The sequence below is a fragment of the Bradyrhizobium lupini genome (assembly GCF_040939785.1).
GTDB classification, from domain to species: domain Bacteria; phylum Pseudomonadota; class Alphaproteobacteria; order Rhizobiales; family Xanthobacteraceae; genus Bradyrhizobium; species Bradyrhizobium canariense_D.
In genome coordinates this window covers 5,534,138-5,557,038 of the sequence record NZ_CP162553.1, presented here as the reverse complement: position 1 = coordinate 5,557,038, position 22,901 = coordinate 5,534,138, and the positions used below count along the sequence as shown (strand labels likewise).

The following is a 22,901-nucleotide window of genomic DNA, read 5'->3' as shown; positions in this document are numbered from 1 at the left end:
TCGGTCTCAGAACTTGAAGTAGACGAACTCATGGAGATCCCGACCACCCATGTGAAGCAGCAATGCGAATAGCCCAAGACCGAGCAGACCCGCGAGCCACGGATTGGGACGGCGCGTGAGCACCGCCACGATGTCCTGGCTCGCCGGCAGCAGGAAGGCGAACAGCGGCGCTGCGATTAGCGGCCACAAATGCTTTCCGCGCTCGAGCGGGAGCGGCGAAGCCAGTCCGGCGAAGACATGCCAGGCCGCCTCCACCGATCCCGCACGAAAGATCACGCCGCTCGCGAGCACGAACAGCACGGTAAGCGCCCAGCCGAGCCATGACGGGAACTCCGGGCCATAGCGACGCCACAGCGTGCAGGCGACCAGCGCAAGCCCGTGCAGCACGCCCCACAGCACGAAGGTCCAGCTCGCGCCGTGCCAGAGGCCACACAGCGCCATCGTGATCATCATCGCGCCGAAAAACTGCACCGGCAGCCAGCGCCGCGGCAGCAGGCGCAGATTGACCAGCGGATAAAACACGTAATCGCGCAGGAACAGCATCAGGGTGATGTGCCAGCGCTGCCAGAAATCCTGGATGTTGGTCGAGCGCAGCGGCGCATCGAAATTGTACGGCAGCTGCACGCCGAACAGCAGGCCGAGGCCGATCGCGATGTCGGAATAGCCGGAGAAATCGAACAGGATCTGGAAGGAGAAGCAGAAGGCGAGCCAGGCGTCACCGCCCGCGAGCGGCCCGTTCGCGGCCTGCGCGTAGATGGGATCGAGCAGATGCGCGAGGCCGTCGGCGATCAAGATTTTCTCGAACAGGCCGATCGCGATGAAGCAGGTGGCGATGCAGAACTGACGCTGCCAGCCCGGAACGTAGACCTGCCTGCCGAACTGATGCATCACCTCCGACCAGCGCGCCAGGGGGCCGGCGATCGCCTGCGGGAAGAAGGCGATGTAGAGCGCATAGCGGTCGAACGCATAGAGCGGCGCCCTGCCGCGCTTCAGGTCGACCAGATACATGATGTGATGGAAGGTGAAGAAGGAGATGCCGAGCGGCAGCCCGACGTCGAGCACCGGCAGCGTCGCACCGAGCACGAGACCCAGATTAGCGAGAACGAAGTTGGCGTATTTGAACAGCGCCAGCACCGCGAGATCGAGCCCGATCACCAGCGTCAGCAGCACCGGCCATTTCACGCGCCCATAGGCAACCGAGGCGAGCCAGTTGATCGCGATCGAGCCGATCAGGAGCAGGATGAAGGACGGACTACCCCAGGCATAGAAGGCGAGCGACAGCGCGACCTGCACGCCGATGCGCAAGCCCGGATAGGGGTCGGCCAAGCGATAGATCAGCAGCGCCGCGGGCAGGAAGACCAGGAGAAAGGGATAGTCGTTGAACAGCATCGGTTCACAGCCGCGCCATCGCCGGCGTGAGCCGGCGATGATGCTCAGCCCGTTTCGAGGTCGGGCGCAGCGTCACCCGGCTGCCGCAGCATGCGTCGCGCAATCTTCTCCTCGCTCGGCACCTTGACGTCCCAGGCCAGTCCCAGCGCTTCCAGCGCCCTGATGAAGACAAAGCCCGGATCGAACTCGAACCAGCGCAAGCCGAAGGCCGCGGAATAGGGAAAGGCGTGGTGGTTGTTGTGCCAGCCCTCGCCCCAGGCAAGCCAGGCCACCACGCCGAGATTGCGGCTGTTGTCGTCGCGGGTGACGAACGGCTGCGCGCCAAAGCTGTGCATCACGGAGTTGATGGCCGACATGGTCTGCTCGACCACGAACATGCGCACCACGCCGCCCCAGAGCAAGCCGGTCAGTGCGCCCCACGGGCTCATCGTGGCGAGGCCGCCGATCGCGGCCGGCAGCACCAGGCCGAGACCGACCCAACTGTAATAGTAGCTGTTGACTGCAACCAGCCTGCGATCCGCCATCAGGTCCGGGACATAGTGCGCAACATTGGGATAATCGTGCGCGATCATCCAGGTCAAATGCGCGTGCAGGAAGCCGCGCAGGCGGCCGAATGGGCCCTCGCCGTGCAGCCGCGGCGAATGCAGATCGCCGTCGTGATCGGACAATTCGTGGTGCCGGCGGTGCATTGCCGCCCAGGACAGCATGGGGCCGCGGCCGGCCATCGATCCCATCACGACCAGGATCGCACTCATCGCCGTGGAGGTCGCGAAGGCGCGGTGGGTGAAGAGCCGGTGATAGCCGACGGTAAGGCCGAGGCCGGTGACCAGCCAAAAGCCGACGAACAGGCCGAGCTCCATCGCGCCGATCGGGCGGTAGAACAGAAGGACCAGCGCCAGCAGCGTGCCGGCGAAGGGCAAAACGTCGAAGATGATGAAATGCCGGCGCTGCATCCGGCGAAAATGCCGGCTGCGGATAATTCGATGATCGCGTTGCTGCTGCACGGGCGGGATTCCAGGGCGCCGACCATGAGTACATACCCCCGCGGCGGCCGCAACCCAAGCCGCCGCCCAAGGTTTCAACAGCCACGAAAACCTATACAATCGGCCGGACGCGCCAAACGCGTTGAAATATCGCCCCTTTCCCCTTGCCCCATGAGCCACCATGCCGTCACGTGCTGCGACGATCTTGACCGTACTGTCACTTCTCATTGCGGGACCGGCCATGGCATTTGATTCGGCTTTCGACCTCGAGGCCCATCGCGGCGGGCGGGCACTGCTGCCGGAAAACACGCTTCCGGCCTTCGCCAACGCGCTGTCGATCGGCGTGGACACGCTGGAGCTCGATGTCGGCATCACCGCCGACGGCGAAGTCGTCGTCTCGCATGAGCGCGGGCTCAATCCTGATATCACGCGGGATGCGAGCGGCGCCTACGTCACGCCTCCCGGCACGCCCTTCGTGAAACTGCGGCTCGCCGACGTCAGGACCTATGACGTCGGCCAGATCCGGTCAGACAGCCCTTACGAAAAGCAATTCCCCGACCAGCGCGCCATGCCCGGGACCCGTATTCCGACCTTGAGCGAGCTGTTCGCGCTGGTGCGCAAATCCGGCAATACGCGCGTGCGCTTCAACGTCGAGACCAAGATCGATCCGAACCATCCGGACGAGACGCTCGATCCGCAATCTTTCGTCACCAGGCTGCTCGGCGTGATCGAAGCCGAGAAATTCTCCGACCGCGTCATGATCCAGTCGTTCGACTGGCGGACCCTGCTGCTCGTCCAGCAGCGGGCACCAAAGATGCCGACGGTGTACCTGACGCTCCAGCGCGGCTCGGGCCAGACGGTGGCGCTGGACAAGGCGACCAATTGGACGGCGGGCTTCAGCCCGGCCGATCACGGCGGTCGCTGCCGCGGACCATCAAGGCTGCGGGCGGCGCGGTCTGGTCACCCTATTTCGGCGATGTGACCGCGGCACTGATCGCCGAGGCCCATGCGCTCGGGCTGCGTGTCGTGGTCTGGACGGTCAACAAACCCGAAGACATGGCGCGCATGATCGAGATCGGCGTCGACGGGATCATCTCCGACAGGCCCGATTTGTTGCGGCAGGTCGCGGGCGAGAAGGCAATCGCGTTGCCCGCGGGGACGCCGGTGGAGCCGTAGAAGCGGGCCCTACTCCCCGTCCCGCAAGCGCCGGTACAGCGCGCCCAAAATGTTGGAGTAATCGTCGGTCCAGACCCGCACCCGGTCGTCGGCTTCGGTCTGCTCCCATGTTTTCGACGATGCGAGCCTGCCGACATCGGCATCCTCGCGGGCGGAGATGACGACGTCGGTCGAGAAGATGTAGTCACCATCGCGCCCGGAATCCTCGTTGTAGACCCAGCTCTTGAGATCGTTGGCATCGGCGATACCGACCACGACCGTCTCGAGATCGAGGTGGCGGTTGGAGACGTGCATCACCACGGCGCCGTGCGGAGCGAGCTTGTCCTTGTAGATCTTCATCGCCTCTTCGGTCGCAAGATGGATCGGGATCGCATCCGACGAATAGGCATCGACGATGATGAGATCATAGGCGCCGTCCGGCTCCTTCGCGAAGGTGAGGCGGGCATCGCCGATCACCGGCTTCAGGCCCGGCATGCAGCTCGAGATGTAGCGGAAATTCTTCCGGATCGCTTGCCGCGTCGACCATGGACTGATCGATCTCGAAGAAGGTCCAGCTCTCGCCGGGCTCGGCGGCGCAGGCGAGCGTGCCCGATCCGACGCCGATCGCCGCGACCTTCAGCGGCGCGCCCTTGCGCTCGCGCATCGCGGTCACGGCCTGACCGATGCCACCGTCCTTGTGATAGTAGGTGATCGGCTCGGGCCGGCCGGTGACCGGCGTGCGGTCATTGTTGAGGAAGCGCTCGGCGCCGTGGATCGTGGTGCCGTGCATCAGCACGTGGAAATAGCCGCCGGGCGTCACCACGATCTTGTGCACGCCGAAGAAGCTGCGCACCGTGGTGACGCGGCCTTCGTCCGCCGGATAAACCCGGATCAACGCCAGCGCGAGCGCGACGGTGGCGAATATCTTCCAGCGGCCGGCGTTGACCGCCAGCGCCAGCAGCGCGGCGAGCACGCCGACGCCGCCGGCCATCCAGACCCGGTGATCCTCGAACCAGGTCGATAGCCCGCCCGTCGTGGTGGACGGCACAACGAGCACGACGGCGAGCGCGGCAAGCGCCAGCCAGTACCATTTGACGATGCCCGCCAGCCGCTCGTTCGCGGGCGGCCGGCACAGCGCGGCAAGCGCAACCAGGATCGGATATTCGGCGATCCAGGAGAATGTGAACGGCGCAAGGAGCCCTGCGAACAGGCCGCCGACCATGCCGCCGAACGATAGCGCGACATAGAATCCGGTGAGATATTTGGCGGCCGGCCGGGTTCGCGCCAATTCGCCGTGGCAGGCCATCGCGATGACGAAGAAGCACAATTGATGGCCGCCGAGCGTCAGCAGCAGGTTCTGTTCGCCGCCGAACGCCAGCAGGAAGATGACGCCCGCGATCGCGACCGGCTGGAGCATCAGCATCCATTTGTGCGGCAGTAGCGGCCGCGACTGGAACACCACCACCCAGGTCAGGAGATACAGCGACAGCGGCAGCACCCACAGCAGCGGCGCTGCCGCAACGTCGGTCGAGATGTGCGCGGTGACGGCGATCAGCAGGCCGGACGGCACTCCGGCGAGGAATATCCAGCGCAGCCGAGTCATCAAACCGGGAGCCGGCGCATTCAAATCCTCGGTTCGTGCATCGACCATGGCCAGTTTCGGCGAGCGCAACAGCAGTACGCCGCAGGCGGCGATCAGGACGATCAGAATGCCGTAACCGCCGGTCCAGAGCCGGTTCTGCGTGTGCAGCGTGAACATCGGCTCCAGCAGGAACGGATAGGACAGCAGGGCGAGGAAGCTGCCGATGTTGGAGGACGCATAGAGGAAATAGGGATCGTGTCCAGCAGGATGCCCGGTACGGACGAACCAGGCCTGCAGCAACGGATTGTTGGCGGCAAGCGCGAAGAACGGCAGCCCGATCGAGATCACGAACAGGCCGAGCAGCCAGATCGCATAGCCCGAAGCGGGCGGATCGCCATACGCGGAGGCGATGCCGAGCGGCAACGTGACGAACGCCGTGATCAGCAGCAGGAGATGCACCACCACCGGAACGATGCGGTTCCTCACCTGCATCAACAAATGCGCATAGGCGTAGCCCGCCAGCAGCAGCGACTGGAAGAACACCATCGCCACCGACCACACCGCCGGCGAGCCGCCGAGCCGCGGCAGGACCATCTTCGTGAACAGCGGCTGCACCGAGAACAGCAACAGCGCGCTGACGAAGATCGCGGCGGTGTAGACCGTCAGCAGCAGCCGGTTGCGTGACGAGGACGGCTGCTCCGTGGCGGCGGGTTGCACGATCGAATCCATGGAAGCTCCAGCATATCCGGCGGGCGCCGGGCGCGCGCAATGGAGCACAAGGCGCCTGAACGGGCAATAAAGCGTCTCGTGATGTTGCAGCGGGAAATGCTTGATATACAGATGTTCCGAGCCCGGTCGTTCAGACCATCCCGGAATGAGCGTGGAACAGCTTGACCCCTTCATGATCGAAACCGACGTCATCATCATCGGCGCTGGCCATAACGGCCTCACCTGCGCGGCCTATCTCGCGATGGCCGGCTTGCGCGTGCGCGTGGTCGAGCGCCGCAAGGTGGTCGGCGGGGCCGCGGTCACGGAGGAATTTCATCCCGGCTTCCGCAATTCGGTCGCGGCCTACACCGTAAGCCTGCTCAATCCGCAGGTGATCCGTGACTTGAAGCTGGCCGAACAGGGCCTGCGCATCGTCGAACGGCGCGCGCAGAATTTTCTGCCCGCCCCCGACGGCAGCTATCTCCTCACCGGCGAGGGGCGGACGCGGGCGTCCGTCGCGCGGCTGAGCGCGCATGACGCAAACGCGCTCGACGGGTTTTCGCGCGAGCTGGAAGATATCGCCGACGTGCTCCGGCAATTCGTGCTGCGCGCGCCGCCAAACCTGCTCGATGGTTTCGGCACGGCTTCGATCCGCGAAGCCGTGAACGCATTCCAGAGCGCCAACATCCTGCGTGGGCTGTCGCTGGAGCAGAGCCGCAGCTTGCTCGATCTCTTCACCCGCTCGGCCGGCGAGATGCTGGACGAACGTTTCGAGCATGATCTGGTCAAGGCGCTGTTCGGCTTCGATGCCATCGTCGGCAATTATGCCAGCCCTTACGCCGCGGGCTCGGCCTATGTGATGCTGCATCACGCCTTCGGCCAGGTAAACGGCAAGAAGGGCGTCTGGGGTCACGCCATCGGCGGCATGGGCGCGATCACGCAAGCCATGGCGCGCGCCGCACGCGACCGCGGCGTTGTGATCGACACCGATGCAGGCGTGCGCGAGGTCATCGTCAAGCGCGACCGCGCGGTCGGCGTGGCGCTGGAGAACGGCACGACCATCCGCGCGAAATATGTCGCAGCCAACGTCAATCCGAAACTGCTCTATACGCGGCTGATCGCCGCCGATGCGCTTCCCCAAAACTTCCTTAGCCGCATCCGGCACTGGAAGAACGGCTCCGGCACCTTCCGCATGAACGTGGCGCTGGACCGCCTGCCCTCCTTCACGGCGCTGCCAGGCGACGGCGATCATCTCACCTCCGGCATCATCCTGGCCCCTGATCTCGGCTACATGGACCGCGCCTTCCTCGATGCCCGGGCCCACGGCTGGAGCCGGGAGCCCGTCGTGGAAATGCTGATCCCCTCGACGCTCGACGACACGCTCGCGCCCGCTGGACACCATGTCGCGAGCTTGTTCTGCCAGCATGTCGCGCCGGAGCTTCCCGATGGAAAGTCGTGGGACGACCATCGCGAAGAAGTTGCCGACCTCATGATCGCGACGGTGGACAAATACGCAGCGGGTTTTGCGACAAGCGTGCTCGGCCGCCAGATCCTGTCACCGCTCGACCTCGAACGGCAGTTCGGCCTGTTGGGGGGCGACATCTTCCACGGCGCGCTGACGCTGAACCAGCTGTTCTCGGCCCGGCCGATGCTGGGTCACGCCGATTATCGCGGACCCGTGAGGGGCCTCTATCACTGCGGCTCCGGCGCCCACCCCGGCGGCGGCGTCACCGGCGCCCCCGGCCACAACGCCGCGCAGGCGATCCTGAGGGATCACCGCAGCCTGTTCGGAAGTCGTGGATAAGCCGGTGGATAAGCTGTGGACAGGCTGTTGGCAGGGCTGTGAAAGAGCGGTGGGTTACGTCCCTCCAAGCCTGGTACAAATTAGTGGAAATCCGGGGATGAACGGCCGGATAATCCGTGGGCAAAGTCCGGACAAACCAGCCGATCGCCTGTGGGCATTCTGTGAAAACCTCTGCCCCAAAACGACTTCGCCCGCCAGGGGGCAATTCCCCCGACGGGCGCGGCTCGAAGCAGTGCTATGGAGAATTGGCCCCGCCCGGAAATGGGAGGCGGAAATTACTTCAAAGAGCTGCTAATCGAAGTGAACTTCTCGTTCATGGTGGTGCCCAGGCCGTTCACCACGGTGATGATCGCCAGCGCGATGCCGGCTGCGATCAGGCCGTACTCGATTGCGGTTGCACCTGAATCGTCGGTCCAGAATTTCAAAATCATGCGCTTCAAGTCTCGCCTCCTTTTCCATTTCAAGCTGTGCAGGTCGTCCAACACCCGCAAATCTACGTGGCACAACCTGCGGTCGGGTTAACTTCATAAATGCAAGTTATTAGAAAAATCGGGAACAAAAGTTCCAAAAATTGAACCGGACGGAACCTGAGAATGCAACCTTCCCCCACCCATCGGGCCAGTTTTTCGATCGGCAGCGAGATCGCCGCAAGGCGCATTGTCGACGTCCTCACCGAAATGTTCTTCGAGGATGATGCGGCGGTCGCCGCCTTCGAGCAGCCGAACGGACAGTGGGACGTCGCGCTGCATTTCGCCCACGCGCCGGACCGGGCGTGGCTGCGCGAACTCGTTGCAACATCAGCAGGAAATGAGATCGCGGACACGCTGGCCTTCGACACCGTCGAAGCCAGGGACTGGGTCAAGTCGAGCCTTGAAGATCTCGTCCCGGTGCTGGCCGGGCGCTTCGTCGTCCACGGCAGCCATGACCGCGACCGCGTGGCCCCGAACAAGCTCGCCATCGAGATCGAGGCGGCTCTCGCCTTCGGCACTGGCCATCACGGCACCACACGCGGCTGTTTACTCCTGCTTGACCATGTCCTGAAACGCACCCGGCCGGACCGCGTGCTCGACCTCGGTACCGGGACCGGCGTGCTCGGGATAGCGGCGGCGAAAGCGCTGCATCGCGCGGTGCTGGCCTCCGACATCGACCCGGCCTCGGTCAAGGTGGCAGCCGAGAACGCCGTGTTGAACGAGGTCGGTCACCATGTGCGAGTGATCCGCGCCATCGGCTTCGCGGCGGCTGATTTCGGCAGACGCGGCCCGTTCGACCTGGTGCTGGCCAACATCCTTGCCAATCCGTTACGGCAATTGGCGGGCCCGATGACGCGCCACCTCGCCCCTGGCGGGCGCGTCATCCTCTCCGGCCTGTTGACGCCCCAGGTCCCCGCCGTGATCGCCGCCTACCGCGCGCGCGGCCTCGTGCCTCTGAAGCACATGCGAATCCAGGGATGGAGCAGCCTGTTGCTGCGGAAGATGGGGTGAGTACGGCTGCTGCCGTAGATGCCGCTACTTTGCCGTCTCTTCGTCCCGGCGCATCGCGCGCTCGGCCTGCGAGGCGCGCCTCGCGCGGCGTTCGGCGAAACGGTCGATCATCTGGCTGATCAGGCCGCGCGGTTTCTTCGGTGTCGCCGCAGCCGGGGCGCGGCGCACCGGCGGCGTAATCTTTTCAAACGTGAACGCTGGCATCGAGTGTCCCCTCGTCGTTGAGATGAACAACTTGCTCGAATTTCCCTGTCATCTGGACGAAGCGCAACTGCCGCATCCTGTACTCCACTCAATTCGAATGGAACTTGTTCAAGCACAGTCCATGCCAGATGCGACCTCAAATGCGTCTACATTGCGGACTGATCCGCATGATCCTAAAGTGATCCACCATGTTCGAAGCGCATTTCCAGACATTCGAGGAGCCCGAGGCCGGCGTCGCATTGACAGCCCGGCTGGCCGCGCTCCGTGAAGAACTCGCCCGCCGCAAGCTGACCGGTTTCGTGATTCCACGCGCCGATCAGCAGCAGAATGAGTACGTGCCGCCGTCCGAAGAACGTCTCGCCTGGCTGACCGGTTTTACGGGCTCGGCGGGACTGGCGGTGGTGCTGACGCACGAGGCCGCGGTCTTCGTCGACGGCCGCTACACGATCCAGGCGGCCAAGCAGGTCGATTCAAGGGCCTGGGCCGTGGAATCTCTGATCGATCCCCCGCCGGAAAGCTGGATGTCGGCACACCTGAAGGCCGGCGACCGCCTAGGATTTGATCCGTGGCTGCACACTTTTGCAGCAGCCGAGCGTTTGGCCGCCGCCTGCACCAAGGCCGGTGCCGAACTGGTCGCCGTCGACAGCAATCCGGTCGATGCGATCTGGCAAGACCGGCCACAGCCGCCGATTGCGCCGGTCACGGTGCACGGAATGCAACATGCCGGCGTGACTGAAGCCGAGAAGCTGACGCAGATCAGGAGCGAGATCGGCAAGCTCGGCGTCGATGCGTTGGTGCTGTCCGACAGCCATGCCGTGGCCTGGACCTTCAACATCCGCGGCGCCGACGTCGCGCATACGCCGCTGCCGCTGTCCTATGCGCTGGTGCCGAAGGACGGCCGTCCCACCATCTTCATCGATCACCGCAAGCTCTCAAATCTGACCCGCGACCATCTCGAGCAGTCCGCCGACGTGCGCGAGCCCGATGCGATGGCGCCGACGCTGATGGCGCTCGCCAAGAGCGGTGGATCGATCGCGCTCGACAATGCGACCGCGGCCGACGCCCTCAGCCGGCTGATCACGGGCGCCGGCGGCAAGCCGGTGCGCGGCAGCGATCCGATCGCGCTGCTCAAGGCGGTCAAGAACACGACCGAGATCAAGGGCACGCAATCGGCGCACCGGCGCGACGCCGTGGCGCTGGCACGCTTCCTCGCCTTCATCGACCGCGAGGCGGCAAGCGGCAAGCTCACCGAGATCGACGCGGTCGAGGCGCTGGAGACATTCCGCCGCGACACCGGCGCGCTCAAAGATGTGTCGTTCCCGACCATATCGGGCACCGGCCCGAATGGCGCGATCGTGCACTACCGCGTCACCCGCAAGAGCAACCGGCGGATCGTCCCCGGCGATCTGCTGCTGATCGATTCAGGTGCACAATACGAAGACGGCACCACCGACGTCACCCGCACCATGGCCGTGGGCGAGCCGACAGACGAGATGCGCGACCGCTTCACGCGTGTGCTGCGCGGCCACATCGCGATTGCGCGGGCGATCTTTCCCGACGGCGCCACCGGCGCGCAGCTCGACACACTCGCACGGCAATATCTCTGGGCCGCCGGCGTCGATTTCGAGCATGGCACCGGCCACGGCGTCGGCAGCTATCTGAGCGTGCATGAGGGGCCGGCGCGATCTCGAAGCTCGGCACTACGCCGCTGAAGCGCGGCATGATCCTGTCCAACGAGCCCGGCTACTACAAGACAGACGGTTTCGGCATCCGCATCGAGAACCTCGAACTGGTGGTCGAAGCCGATATCAAGGGCGCGGAAAAATCGATGAACGCGTTCGAGACGCTGACCCTGGCGCCGATCGACCGCCGGCTGATCGATGTCGGCATGCTCAGCAAGGACGAGCTCGACTGGCTCAACGCCTACCACGCGCGCGTCAGGGCCGAGGTGCGGCCGGCGCTGGACGAGACGACCAAGGCCTGGCTGGACCAGGCCACGGCGGAGTTGAAGGCGTAAGCGCGTCGTCGCAAAGCCGCATGGCTCCACGCGCTTTGCGCAAGGCTGCTTCTCCACCACAGCTGTCATGCCCCGCGACCCGGCTACGCCAAGGCTTCGCCGGGGTGAGGTCTAGGGGCGCCGAAGCTTTAGCGAAGGCGGCAGGCGGGGAATCCAGCATTCCAGAGACAGGAAACGCATGCGAAGAAGCCGCGGCGTACTGGATCGCCCGGTCAAGCCGGCGATGACACCGACTTTTTGACGCGAGCAACGCGCCCAATCGGCGCTATGGCGCCCTCATCATAACCGTCCCGGAATCCGTATAGCCGCATTCCGAAACGCCGATATGCGTCTTGCGCGAGCGCGCTACAGTCCGATCTGAATTTCTACGAGACGGACACGCATGCACGGCATGATCAGCAAGCCGCCGGACACGGCGAAGAACCTCGCGACCTCGCGCGTGGTGTTGCTGCTGCTCGTCGTCATGACCGGCATCGCGCCGATCTCGCTTTACATGCTGGTTCCGGCGCTGCCGGTGCTGGCGACGACCTTTGGCAGCGACATCTCGGTCGCGCAGATGACGGTGTCACTGTACATGGTCGGCATCGCGCTGTCGCAACTCATCATGGGCCCGCTGTCGGACCGTTTCGGGCGGCGACCGGTGCTGCTCGGAGGACTGGCGCTGATGGTGGTCGCCAGCGCCGCCTGCATCTTCGCGGAAACCCTGCCGCAGCTGATCGCCGCGCGCTTTTTCCAGGCGTTGGGCGGCGCCGCGGGCATGGTGGTGAGCCGCGCCATCATCCGCGACATCTACGAGCGCGACCGCGTCGCCTCGATGATCAGCCTCGTGGTCGCGGCGCTGATGATCGGGCAGATGGTCTCTCCGCTCACCGGCGGCCTGATCGAAACCGCGTTCGGCTGGCGCGCGATCTTCTACGCCATCACCGTCGCCGCGATCATTGTCGCCGTCGGAATCGCATTCGCGCTGCCCGAGACCCGCCGAGACCGCGTCGCCGGCAGCGGCTTTCGCGGCGATGTCGGCATCCTGATCCGCAACCGCGCCTTCGTCGGCTACGTGATGTGCCAGGTGCTGGCCTCGCAGATCATCTTCACCTTCGCGGGCGGCGGCCCCTATATCGTGGTAACGCAGATGGGCAGGACCAGCGCCGAATACGGCGCGTGGTTCGCGACGACGGGCTTTGCGTATCTCGTCGGCAATCTGCTCTGCGTGCGCTTCGCGCCCAGGCACTCGCTGGAGAAGTTGATCTGGTTCGGCCTCGCGCTTCAGCTTTGCGGCAGCCTGTTGAACCTGCTCTGGAGCTTCACCGGCTGGAACGAGGCGCCCGCCTGGCTGTTCGGCACGCAGATGATCGTGATGGTCGGCAATGCCTTCGTGATGGCGAACTCGGCCGCCGGCGCGATCAGCATCCGTCCCGAGGCCGCCGGCACCGCATCAGGTGCGATGGGCTTTCTCCAGCAAGGCATCGGCGCGCTGATGTCGCAATTCGGCGCCTATCTCGGCGGCCATTCCGCGACCACGCTGCCGCTCACCGCCGCGGTACTGGCGATCTCCCTGCTCTGCGCCTGCACGATGATCTTCGTCGTCCCCCGCCGCGAGGTCATGGTGAGCGAGACGCTGATCGAGCAGGCGGAAGAGGAAGAGAGCGGGATGATGTGATCGGGCGCGGTGAGGCCTTCTTCCTTCTCCCCTTGTGGGAGAAGGTGGCGCGCGTAGCGCGCCGGATGAGGGGTCTCTCTCCGCACGGGTCCCCTCTCAAACTTTGAATTCGAGGATAGAACCCCTCATCCGGCGCTGCGCGCCACCTTCTCCCACAAGGGGAGAAGGGAAGAGTCACTCCCCGATCAGCGCCAACCACTCGTCCTCGGTCAGCACCTTGACGCCATGCTTGTTGGCTTCCGCGAGCTTCGAACCCGCGCCGGGGCCTGCGACGACGAGATCGGTTTTCTTGGACACCGATCCGGACACTTTTGCGCCTAGCCGCTCAGCGGTGGCCTTGGCCTCGTCGCGCGTCATCTTCTCCAGCGAGCCCGTGAACACCACGGTCTTGCCGGCGACGGCGGAGTTGCTCTTCGGCTTCTCCGCGTCGATGATCTCGACCTCCCTGGTGAGCCGCTCGACGATGCCGCGATTGTGGCTCTCGCCGAAATAATCGGCGATGCTCTTGATCACGGTCTCGCCGATCTGGTCGAGCGCGTCCATCTCGGCCATCGCCTCCTCGTCGCCCTTGGCGACCTTGAGGCTGGCATCGTGGAATGCGTCCCAGGAGCCATAGCCGCGGGCCAGCGCCAGCGCCGTGGTCTCGCCGATATGGCGCATGCCGAGCGCGAAGATAAAGCGCTCCAGCGCGATCTTCCGACGGCTCTCGATCGCGCTGAACAGATTGCGCACCGAGGTTGCCCCGTAACCCTCGATGTCCTCCAGCTTGAGCTTTGCGTTGCGCTTTTCCAGCGTGAAGATGTCCGCTGGCTCCTTCACAAAGCCCTCGTCGAAGAAATACTGGAGCTGCTTCTCGCCAAGGCCGTCGATGTCGAAGGCGCGCCGCGACACGAACAGCTTCAAATGCTCGATCTTCTGATAGGGGCAGGCGAACTCGCCGGTGCAGCGAGCGCGTGAGCCCTCTTCGCCCGCCGCCGTCTCCTCGCGCGTGACGTCGGTGTGCAACGGGCACGGGCACTTCTTCGGAAACTGGAATTCCCTGGCAGCCTTCGGCCGCTTGTCGAGGACGACGTCGACCACCTGCGGGATGACGTCGCCGGCACGCTGGATCACGACGGTGTCGCCGATCCTGATGTCGCGGCCCTCGCGCAGCACCTCGCCCTTGTTGCCGATGCCCTTGATGTAGTCCTCGTTGTGCAGCGTGACGTTCTGCACGATCACGCCGCCGACGCCGACCGGTTCGAGCTTGCCGACCGGCGTGAACGAGCCGGTGCGGCCGACCTGGATCTCGATGTCGCGCAACACCGTCGTGGCGCGTTCGGCCGGGAATTTGTGGGCAATGCCCCAGCGCGGCGTGCGCGAGACGAAGCCGAGCCGTTCCTGCCAGTCGATGCGATCGACCTTGTAGACGACGCCGTCGATGTCGTAGTCGAGCTTTGCGCGCTGCTCCTCGATCGCATGATGAAACGCCAGCAGCTCCTCGACGGAGTGACACAGCCTGGTTAGCGGGTTGGTCTTGAATCCGCAGCGCTCGAACCAGCCGATCATGCCGCTCTGCGTTCCCTCCGGCATCGCGCTCATCTCGCCCCAGGCATAGGCGAAGAAGCCGAGGGGGCGCGAGGCGGTGATGGTCGGATCCTTCTGCCGGAGCGAGCCCGCGGCCGAATTGCGCGGATTGGCGAAGATGGTGCTGCCTTCCGCCTTCTGCCGCTCGTTGAGCGCCAGAAACGCCTTCTTGGTCATGTAGACCTCGCCGCGCACCTCGCAGATATCGGGGACGTCGCGGCCCTTCAGCCTCTTCGGCACGTCCTCGAGCGTGCGGATGTTGGCGGTGACGTCCTCGCCGACCGCGCCGTCGCCGCGAGTCGCCGCGGTGACGAGTTCACCGCCCTCGTAGCGCAGCGACATCGAGAGGCCGTCGATCTTCGGCTCGGCCGAGAAATCGATCTTGTCGTCGTCGAGCTTCAGGAAGCGCACGATGCGGCCGACGAAGTCGCGCAGATCCTCTTCCGCAAAGGCGTTGTCGAGCGACAACATGGGGACGGCATGCCGCACCTTCTTGAAGCGGCCTGATGGTGCAGCACCGACTTTCTGCGACGGAGAGTCCGCGCTGACGAATTCCGGAAAGCGCTTCTCGATCGCGTTGAAGCGCTGGCGTAGCGCGTCATACTCGGCGTCGGTGACGGTGGGCGCGTCGTCCTGGTAGTAGCGTTCGTTATGCCCCTCGATCTCGAGCGCGAGCCGCATGTGCTCGACCTTGGCCTGCGCCTTGGTGAGGTCGGCGACGTCGCGAAGCGGTGTTGGTTTCGATTTTGCTGCTCTGGCCATGGTGCTTGGATACGATGGAGCGGGCGGGAGGGTAAAGGCGTGTTGAGGTCTTGCGCCCCGGACGCAGCGCAGCGCTTCTTTGGCGGTGCGCTGCAGAGCCGGGGCCCATCGGGGCGACATTCTGTATCCCGGCTCGCGCTTGCGCGCGTCCGGGACACGAAATCAAGCCGTCGCCGCCTTGAGCAGCCGGTCCGCGGCAGCCCTCGCCTCGGCGGTGATCTCGGCGCCGGCGAGCATCCGTGCGATCTCCTCGCGGCGGTGGTCGGCGGCAAGCGCATTGACGCGGGTCGCAACGCGCTTGCCCTTGTCCAGTGCGTCCTTTGAGATCAGCAAATGCTGGTCGGCACGGGCGGCGACCTGCGGGGCGTGGGTGACGGCCATCACCTGGACCTTGCCGGCGAGCCGCGCCAGCCGTCCGCCGATGGCGTCCGCGACCGCGCCGCCGACGCCGGTGTCGATCTCGTCGAAGACCAAGGTCGGCGCCGAACCGCGGTCGGACAGCACGACCTTCAGCGCCAGCAGGAAACGCGACAGCTCGCCGCCGGAGGCGACCTTCATCAGCGGCCCCGGCTTGGTGCCCGGGTTGGTCTGCACCCAGAACTCGACGCGGTCGAACCCTTGCGGGCCCGGAGCTGCCTCGTCGGTCTCGACCTGGGTCATGAACTTTGCGCGCTCGAGCTTGAGCGGCGCGAGCTCGGCATTGACGGCCTTGTTGAGCTTCTCCGCCGATTTCTGCCGCGCCATCGACAGCTTCTTCGCAGCCGCCGCATAGCGCGCATCGGCCTCGATCGCGGCCTGCTCCAGCTTCTTCAGCCGTGAGGCGCCGGCATCGATCAGAACGACATCGGCGGCGTATTTTGCGGCGAGCGCGGCGAGCCCGTCGACCGGCGTCGAATATTTGCGCGAGGCGGCGCGCAACGCGAACAGGCGCTCCTCTATCCGTTCGAGCTCCGAGGGATCGAAATCGGTCGCCGCAAGCGCCGCCTGAAGATGCTGGTCGGCTTCCTCCAGCGCGTTGATGGCGATGTCGATCGCCCTCACCGCGGGTTCGACCAGCGCCGGCGAGTTGACGCCGCGACGCTCCAGCCGCCGCACGGCCGCCGACAGCGAGGCGACCGGCGAATGGTGGCCGCCGACCGCCTCCTGCGCCTCGCGCAGGTCGGAGGCGATCTTCTCGCCCTGCATCATCGTGGTCCGACGGGAGGCCAGCGAGGTCTCCTCGCCGTCCTTGGGCGCGAGCTGCTTCAATTCGTCGGAGGCGTGGCGGAGGTAATCGGCTTCGCGCGCGGCGCGCTCCATGCCGGCGCGATGCTCCTCCAGCGCGGTGTTGGCGGTGCGGCGGGCGTCCCAGAGCGCCTCGACCGCCGAGACGTCCTTTTCGAGACCGGCGAAGGCGTCGAGCAGGCGGCGGTGGGTGGCGGCATCGACCAGCGCGCGCTCGTCGTGCTGGCCGTGGATCTCGACCAAGGCAGCCCCGACCGCCTTCAGCGTCTGCACGCTGATCGCCTGGTCGTTGATGAAGGCGCGGGTGCGGCCGTCGGCGAGCTGGACCCGGCGGAGAATCATCTCGCCGGTATCGTCCAGCCCGTTCTCCGCGAGGATTTTGGCCGCGGGATGGTTTTTTGGGATATCGAATACGGCAGTGACCTGCCCCTGCTCCGCCCCATGCCGCACGAGGCCGGCATCGCCGCGGCCGCCGAGCGCCAACGCAAAGGCATCGAGCAGGATGGATTTGCCCGCACCGGTCTCGCCGGTCAAAACCGCGAGGCCCGGTGCGAATTCGATATCGAGCCGTTCGATCAGGACGATGTCACGGATCGACAGACGCGCCAGCATGGAATTCTATTTCCTAGCCGAGACCCATTTTCTTGAAGGTCTTGCTAATCCAGGACCCCTGATTCTCGCTCGGTTCGAGACCGCCTGATTTTACAAGATTATAGGCGTCCTTGTACCAGCGACTATCAGGAAAATTGTGCCCGAGCACGGCGGCGGCCGTCTGGGCCTCGCCAACGATGCCGATCGCCATATAGGCCTCGGTCAGGCGGTACAGCGCCTCCTCGACATGGCGGGTGGTCTGGTACTGCGTCACCACGGCCTTGTACCGGTTGATCGCCGCCGTGTAGTCGCGCTTCTGCGCGTAATAGCGGCCGACGTTCATTTCCTTGCCGGCGAGCTGGTCGCGCGCACCTTCGATCTTGGCCTTGGCCGAGGTCGCATATTCGGAGGTCGGATATTTGCGCACCACCTCTTCCAGCGAGGCGATCGCCTTCTCGGTGCGGGTCTGGTCGCGGCTGATGTCCGGAATCTGGTCGTAATGCGAGGCGGCGATCAGATATTGCGCGTAGGCCGCATCCGGGCTGCCGGGATGCAGCGTGACGTAGCGGGTGGCCGCGCCGATACAATTGTCATAATCCCCGCCCTGGTAGGACGCGTAGGCCGACATCAGCAATGATTTGCGGGCCCAGTCGGAATAAGGATGCTGGCGGTCGACCTCTTCGAACTTCTTGTTCGCCGCCTTCATGTCCTTCTTCTCGTTCATGAGGTACAGGCCCTCATTGTAGATCTTGTCGGCGGGCTCCTCGACGAAGGTGTCGTCCTTGGCGGTGAACTTGTCCCAAAGCGCGCCGGTGCCGCAGCCGGCCAGCGGCAGCGCGAGCACGAAGAGGGCGACAACCTGAAGCAGCCCACGGGCTCGAGACGAGACTTCTCGAGACGGGACTTGAAGATATCCGCGCGTCATACGCTGTGCCGACATGAGTATTGCCCTGACGCCCTGTGGTGCGGTGTCCGCCAGCCCATGAACCCCGTCCTGGGCGCGAAATATAGCCGTGGTGCCTGCCGTGCGACCACGCCGGTGTAACCGAAAAACGATCTTCAACCAACCGGATAGGCAGGCATTCCGCCCGGATTAAGGCGAGGCGCCGCAATCCTAGCCGATCATCGTTACCAGGAGTTTCCCGGGGAAAGCCGCCGCCAAACGCCCGCGGCCACGGGTCTCTTCAGGACGCGTCTCTCGTCTAGGAAACGTCCGCTGCAGGAAACGTCTCTCTTCAGGAAACGTCCGGCCCGTAGACCGCGGCGATCCGGCCACCGACGATGCCGCGACCGGTTTCGGCCACCGGACGCGTGGTGCGGCGGGCTGCCTCGCCCTCGACCACCCGCCAAGCGGTGCGGTCGGCGAGCAGCGCGGTCAGAACGGCGTGGTTGAGCTTGTGGCCGCCACGTACCGAGCGGTAGGCGCCGAGCAGCGGCAGACCCGCCAGCGCGAGGTCGCCGATCACGTCCAGCACCTTGTGGCGGGCGCATTCGTCGGCGTAGCGCAGGCCCTCGGTGTTGAGCAGCCGCTCCTCGTCGAACACGACGGTGTTGTCGAATGAGGCACCGAGCGCGTAGCCGGCGCTCCAGAGCCGCGCGACGTCGCACATCAGACCGAAAGTCCGGGCCCGGCCGACTTCGCGGCGGAAACGCTCCGGGTTGAGGTCGAAGGCATAGCTCTGCTGGCCGATGACAGGATTGGTGAAGTCGATCTCGACCTCGGCGCGGAACCCGTCGGCATAGGGCCTGATCTCACCGAAGGAGTCGCCGATCTTGACCGAGATCGGCTTCAAAACCTGGATGAAGCGGCGCTGCGCCGGCTGGGTCACGATGCCGGCCTGGTCGATCGCCGCAACGAAGGCTGCCGCGCTGCCGTCCATGATCGGCACTTCCGGCCCATCGATCTCGATGATGGCGTTGTCGACGCCCATTCCCCGCAGCGCAGCAAGGACATGCTCGGCGGTGGAAACCAGCGGACCGTTGCGATCACCGAGGACGGTGGCGAAATCCGTCGCGATCACCTGCTCGGCGGTGGCCTGAACTTCGCGGTCGCTTCCCTCGAGCCCGGTGCGGATAAAAACAAATCCCGCGTCGACAGGCGCGGGTCCAAGCGCGAGCGTGACAGGAAGACCGGAATGAACGCCGACGCCTGCCACACTGGCTTGCGCACGAAGCGTTGTTTGCCGGCTAAATTTCATCAGGAACCGCCCCACTACGACCATCGCGACTTATACTGAACCCGACTGCGGCCTAGACCGCTGTTCCGAATCCGTATCCCCAAGTCACGGCAAACCATAGTCACTGCCCCAAACAGCGCCAACTCACGCTTTTTTTACCGATTGTTACCCCAAACCCGCCGTATTCGCGCCAAGGCTTAACCAAATTGGACCGGAGTTCGGGACCGTTTTCGGTAGTTTTACTGAACCATCGAATACGTAATTAATGATTTAAAATCAGTTGCTTGGCCACGCAATCCGGATATGCACGGGGCAAAAGAAAAGGTCCCGGCAAGCTTCCCCCCGGGACCTTTTTTCGTCTGCCTTATTGTAACAATCCTCAGGTCGCCTGCCGCCGCAGGAAGGCCGGGATATCAAGATGGTCATCTCCCTGTGGCGCCGGGGCAACAGGCGCGGGACGGCCGTGCATGTCCAGGCCCTGCGGCGCGGGACGACGGGCATACTCAGACACCGGCTCGGTAGAAGCGATTTGCTGCGCCACGGTCTTCTGGGGGCGGCGATCGGGCAGTGGCGGCATCGCGGGACCGGCGGTGCGGGCCGCGATCGGCGCCTCGGTCTCCTCGTCACGACGGCCGAGGCCGACATTGGCGAGGCGCTGCAGCAGCGACAGCCGGGTCTTTTGCGGGGTCTCCTCCTCGACCTCGCCGCGGGCCTGGCGAAGCTCGGCCTGGGCGGGCATCGGAAGTTCCTCGATCCGCGGCATCCGCGGTGTGCGGACCGGTGCACGCTCGGCCTGCGGAGGGATGAAGGTTTCCGGCGTCATCGGCTCTTGCATGGCCATCGGCGCCTGCTCGGGCTCGGGGAACAGCGTGGGCTTCTGCGCGATCGGGCGCACGGTAACGTCGCCATAGGTCTGCATCGGCGCGGGAGCCTGCGGAACGTCCGCAACGGCGGCGGCGATGGCGGCAAGCGCAGCGCGCTCGACGTTCGGACGCGGAGCCGTGGGAGCGGCGGCAAATTGGCCCGTTCCTGTGGCCGGGGTCTGTCCTTCGAACTTCTGGGCGCGCTCGGCCATGCGCTGATTGTCAGCGCGCAGCCGCGCGGTCAGATCGGCAAGACGGCTCTCGGCAGCCGCGGCGGGAGCGGCGGGAGCCTGCTGCGCCTGCGGAGCAGGATTCTGCCACGGGAGCGCTGGTGGCCTGGCTGTTGCGCGCGATCGCGGCCTGTTCGATGCCGGTGGCGACGACCGAGACGCGGATCAGGCCATCGAGGGCCTCGTCGAAGGTGGCGCCGACGATGATGTTGGCGTCCTGGTCGACTTCCTCGCGGATGCGGGTCGCAGCTTCGTCGACCTCGAACAGGGTGAGATCCTTGCCGCCGGTGATGGAGATCAGGAGGCCCTTGGCGCCCTTCATCGAGCTATCGTCGATCAGCGGGTTGGCGATCGCGGCTTCGGCGGCGGTCAGCGCGCGCTTGTCGCCGGAGGCTTCGCCCGTGCCCATCATCGCCTTGCCCATCTCGCGCATGACGGCGCGGACGTCGGCGAAGTCGAGATTGATCAGGCCTTCCTTGACCATCAGGTCGGTGATGCAGGCAACGCCCGAATAGAGCACCTGGTCGGCCATCGCGAAGGCGTCGGCGAAGGTGGTCTTCTCGTTCGCGACCCGGAACAGGTTCTGGTTCGGGATGATCAGCAGCGTATCAACGACCTTGTGCAGCTCATTGATGCCCGCTTCCGCGGTGCGCATGCGGCGGCCGCCCTCGAAGTGGAAGGGCTTGGTCACGACGCCGACGGTGAGGATGCCCATCTCGCGCGCGATCTTGGCGATCACGGGAGCTGCGCCGGTGCCGGTGCCGCCGCCCATGCCGGCGGTGACGAACACCATGTTGGCGCCCGAGAGATGGTCACGGAGTTCGTCCATGACTTCTTCGGCCGCGGCCGCGCCGACCACCGGCTGCGAACCTGCGCCCAACCCTTGCGTGGCCGCCGTGCCCATCTGCACGATGCGCTGCGCCTTCGACATCGTCAGCGCCTGCGCGTCGGTGTTGGCGACCACGAAGTCGACGCCCTGGAGGCCCGCCGTGATCATGTTGTTGACGGCGTTACCACCGGCGCCGCCGACGCCGAACACGGTGATGCGGGGCTTCAGTTCGTGAATATCAGGAACATTGATGCTGATGGTCATGTTTGCCTCTCGATCACGCGCGCGTGGGTTCGCCCCGGCCGGCGGCCGCGGGAGTTGGTGAAAATCGAATATTGCGGGAAGGAGTCATCAGAAGCCCTCGCGTAGCCATCGTCCGACCTTTCCGAAATACCCGCCGGTCCCCGTCCTGACCTGCTGCCGCGTATGCCGCGGTTCGACATGTTCGTGGTGAACATATTGCGGGTAGACGAGCAGTCCGGCCGGCACCGCGAAGGCGGCGTTCTTCGCCTCGTTGGGCAGCCGGCCGAAACCGAGCGGACGTCCGACCCGCACGGGCCGGCCGAGAATCTGCGTTCCGAGCTCAACGAGACCCGTGAGCTGCGAGGCCCCGCCCGAGAGCACGACGCGGCCGTTCGGCTCCGAGGCGAAGGGCGAGTCCTTCAGCTTGTCCCGAACCATTTCGAAGACTTCCTCGGCACGATGCTTGACGATGTTGGCGATGGTAGCGCGGGAGACGATCTGCGGCAGATCCTGCTCGTCACCGGCTGTCGGTACAGACATCAGCTCACGCGAGTCCGATCCGCCGGTGATGACGGTCCCGTATAACGTCTTGATCTGCTCGGCATCGGCAATGGTCGCGGAGAGTCCGCGCGCCAGATCCATCGTGATGTGTTGCCCGCCGACCGCAAAACCCGCGGCATGCACGAAGTGGCCGCCGGAAAAGACCGCGATCGTGGTGGTGCCCGCGCCCATTTCGACCACGGCGGCGCCGAGATCGGCCTCGTCGTCGGTCAGCACCGACAGGCCTGCCACATAGGGGCTTGCCGCCATTGCTTCGACGTTGATGTGGCAGCGTTCGACCGCCAGCATCAGGTTCCGCGCCACCGTGGCGTCGCAGGTGACGACATTCATGTCGATGCCGAACTGATGCGCAACCATGCCGCGGGGGTCGCGGATACCTTTGACGCCGTCAAGCGTGTAGCCGACCGGCAGCGCGTGCAGCACGGTGCGGCCTTCGCCGGTGGCGTGGCGCATGCCGGTGGAGGTGACGCGGCTGACATCGGCCGGTGTCACGGCGCCGCCGCGGATGTCGGCCGCAGCTTCGACCAGCTGACCGGAGAGCCGGCCGCCGGAGACCGACAGCAGCACGGACTCGACCCGCACCTTGGCCATTTTCTCTGCAAGCCCGACGGCCTGTCGCACCGCCTGCTCGCATTCGCCGAGATCGATCACGGCGCCGGCCTTCATGCCGCGCGACTGAATCTGGCTGTAGCCGATCAGCTCCACCGCATGGGTCCGGTCGCGCAGGGCTTCGCTCGGCGCCGACGGCTTCAGCCGCGCGATCATGCAGGCGATCTTGCTGGTGCCGATGTCGAGGCAGGCGACGAGGCCGCCGCGCTTGTGCGGCATCGGGCGTGTCTTCGGTGTCTGGGTGCGATCAAGACCGGTCATGCAGC

12 protein-coding genes and 4 pseudogenes are annotated in these 22,901 nt (G+C 65.2%); 5 read left to right on the top strand and 11 right to left on the bottom strand.

Annotated features, from left to right (window positions below):
* Positions 1–6: 6 nt before the first annotated feature.
* Positions 7–1,389: an MBOAT family protein gene (locus AB3L03_RS26370; protein ID WP_368507248.1), complete on the bottom strand. Its 1,383-nt coding sequence runs from the start codon at positions 1,387–1,389 to the stop codon at positions 7–9.
* Positions 1,390–1,433: 44 nt separating this feature from the next.
* Complete coding sequence (locus tag AB3L03_RS26365) at positions 1,434–2,393, bottom strand: acyl-CoA desaturase (protein ID WP_368507247.1); 960 nt, start codon at positions 2,391–2,393, stop codon at positions 1,434–1,436.
* A 160-nt stretch (positions 2,394–2,553) separates the two neighbouring features.
* On the opposite strand from AB3L03_RS26365, the pseudogene AB3L03_RS26360 reads away from it, so the two are divergent.
* Positions 2,554–3,548 (top strand): annotated as a pseudogene (locus AB3L03_RS26360) (glycerophosphodiester phosphodiesterase).
* Positions 3,549–3,557: 9 nt separating this feature from the next.
* On the opposite strand, the pseudogene AB3L03_RS26355 reads toward AB3L03_RS26360, so the two are convergent.
* A pseudogene (locus AB3L03_RS26355) lies at positions 3,558–5,838 on the bottom strand (spermidine synthase).
* 172 nt (positions 5,839–6,010) lie between these two features.
* Between AB3L03_RS26355 and AB3L03_RS26350 the strand changes: the two are divergent.
* A complete protein-coding gene (locus AB3L03_RS26350; protein ID WP_368509078.1) occupies positions 6,011–7,621 on the top strand; it encodes a phytoene desaturase family protein in 1,611 nt (536 codons plus the stop codon).
* Between the two features lie 275 nt (positions 7,622–7,896).
* Here AB3L03_RS26350 and AB3L03_RS26345 read toward each other — a convergent pair whose 3' ends face one another.
* Positions 7,897–8,061 carry a Flp family type IVb pilin gene (locus tag AB3L03_RS26345; protein ID WP_027519607.1) on the bottom strand — a complete coding sequence of 55 codons (165 nt, stop codon included), beginning with the start codon at positions 8,059–8,061 and terminating at the stop codon, positions 7,897–7,899.
* A 153-nt stretch (positions 8,062–8,214) separates the two neighbouring features.
* On the opposite strand from AB3L03_RS26345, the gene AB3L03_RS26340 reads away from it, so the two are divergent.
* Positions 8,215–9,102: a 50S ribosomal protein L11 methyltransferase gene (locus AB3L03_RS26340; protein ID WP_085349077.1), complete on the top strand. Its 888-nt coding sequence runs from the start codon at positions 8,215–8,217 to the stop codon at positions 9,100–9,102.
* Between the two features lie 24 nt (positions 9,103–9,126).
* On the opposite strand, the gene AB3L03_RS26335 is transcribed toward AB3L03_RS26340, so the two are convergent.
* Positions 9,127–9,306 (bottom strand): hypothetical protein, encoded by a 180-nt coding sequence (locus AB3L03_RS26335; protein ID WP_018454252.1) that lies wholly within the window; start codon positions 9,304–9,306, stop codon positions 9,127–9,129.
* A 188-nt stretch (positions 9,307–9,494) separates the two neighbouring features.
* On the opposite strand from AB3L03_RS26335, the pseudogene AB3L03_RS26330 reads away from it, so the two are divergent.
* Both AB3L03_RS26330 and AB3L03_RS26325 read left to right on the top strand, forming a co-directional pair.
* Positions 9,495–11,323, top strand: a pseudogene (locus AB3L03_RS26330) (aminopeptidase P family protein).
* A 382-nt stretch (positions 11,324–11,705) separates the two neighbouring features.
* A complete protein-coding gene (locus AB3L03_RS26325) occupies positions 11,706–12,980 on the top strand; it encodes a multidrug effflux MFS transporter (protein WP_247475504.1) in 1,275 nt (424 codons plus the stop codon).
* Between the two features lie 174 nt (positions 12,981–13,154).
* Here the strand turns inward: AB3L03_RS26325 and ligA are convergent, their stop codons facing one another.
* The 6 genes and pseudogenes from ligA to ftsA form a co-directional block, all read right to left on the bottom strand.
* Positions 13,155–15,308, bottom strand: coding sequence for an NAD-dependent DNA ligase LigA (gene ligA, locus AB3L03_RS26320; RefSeq protein ID WP_368507246.1), 2,154 nt, complete (start codon positions 15,306–15,308; stop codon positions 13,155–13,157).
* A 162-nt stretch (positions 15,309–15,470) separates the two neighbouring features.
* Positions 15,471–17,144: a DNA repair protein RecN gene (gene recN / locus AB3L03_RS26315; protein WP_368507245.1), complete on the bottom strand. Its 1,674-nt coding sequence runs from the start codon at positions 17,142–17,144 to the stop codon at positions 15,471–15,473.
* A 13-nt stretch (positions 17,145–17,157) separates the two neighbouring features.
* On the bottom strand, positions 17,158–18,063 hold the full coding sequence (locus tag AB3L03_RS26310) for an outer membrane protein assembly factor BamD (protein WP_026232697.1): 906 nt from the start codon (positions 18,061–18,063) through the stop codon (positions 17,158–17,160).
* Positions 18,064–18,358: 295 nt separating this feature from the next.
* Complete coding sequence (gene lpxC / locus AB3L03_RS26305) at positions 18,359–19,321, bottom strand: UDP-3-O-acyl-N-acetylglucosamine deacetylase (protein ID WP_247294861.1); 963 nt, start codon at positions 19,319–19,321, stop codon at positions 18,359–18,361.
* Between the two features lie 358 nt (positions 19,322–19,679).
* Positions 19,680–21,486: pseudogene (gene ftsZ / locus AB3L03_RS26300) on the bottom strand (cell division protein FtsZ).
* Between the two features lie 87 nt (positions 21,487–21,573).
* Positions 21,574–22,896 (bottom strand): cell division protein FtsA, encoded by a 1,323-nt coding sequence (gene ftsA, locus AB3L03_RS26295; RefSeq protein ID WP_368509077.1) that lies wholly within the window; start codon positions 22,894–22,896, stop codon positions 21,574–21,576.
* Positions 22,897–22,901 lie beyond the last annotated feature (5 nt).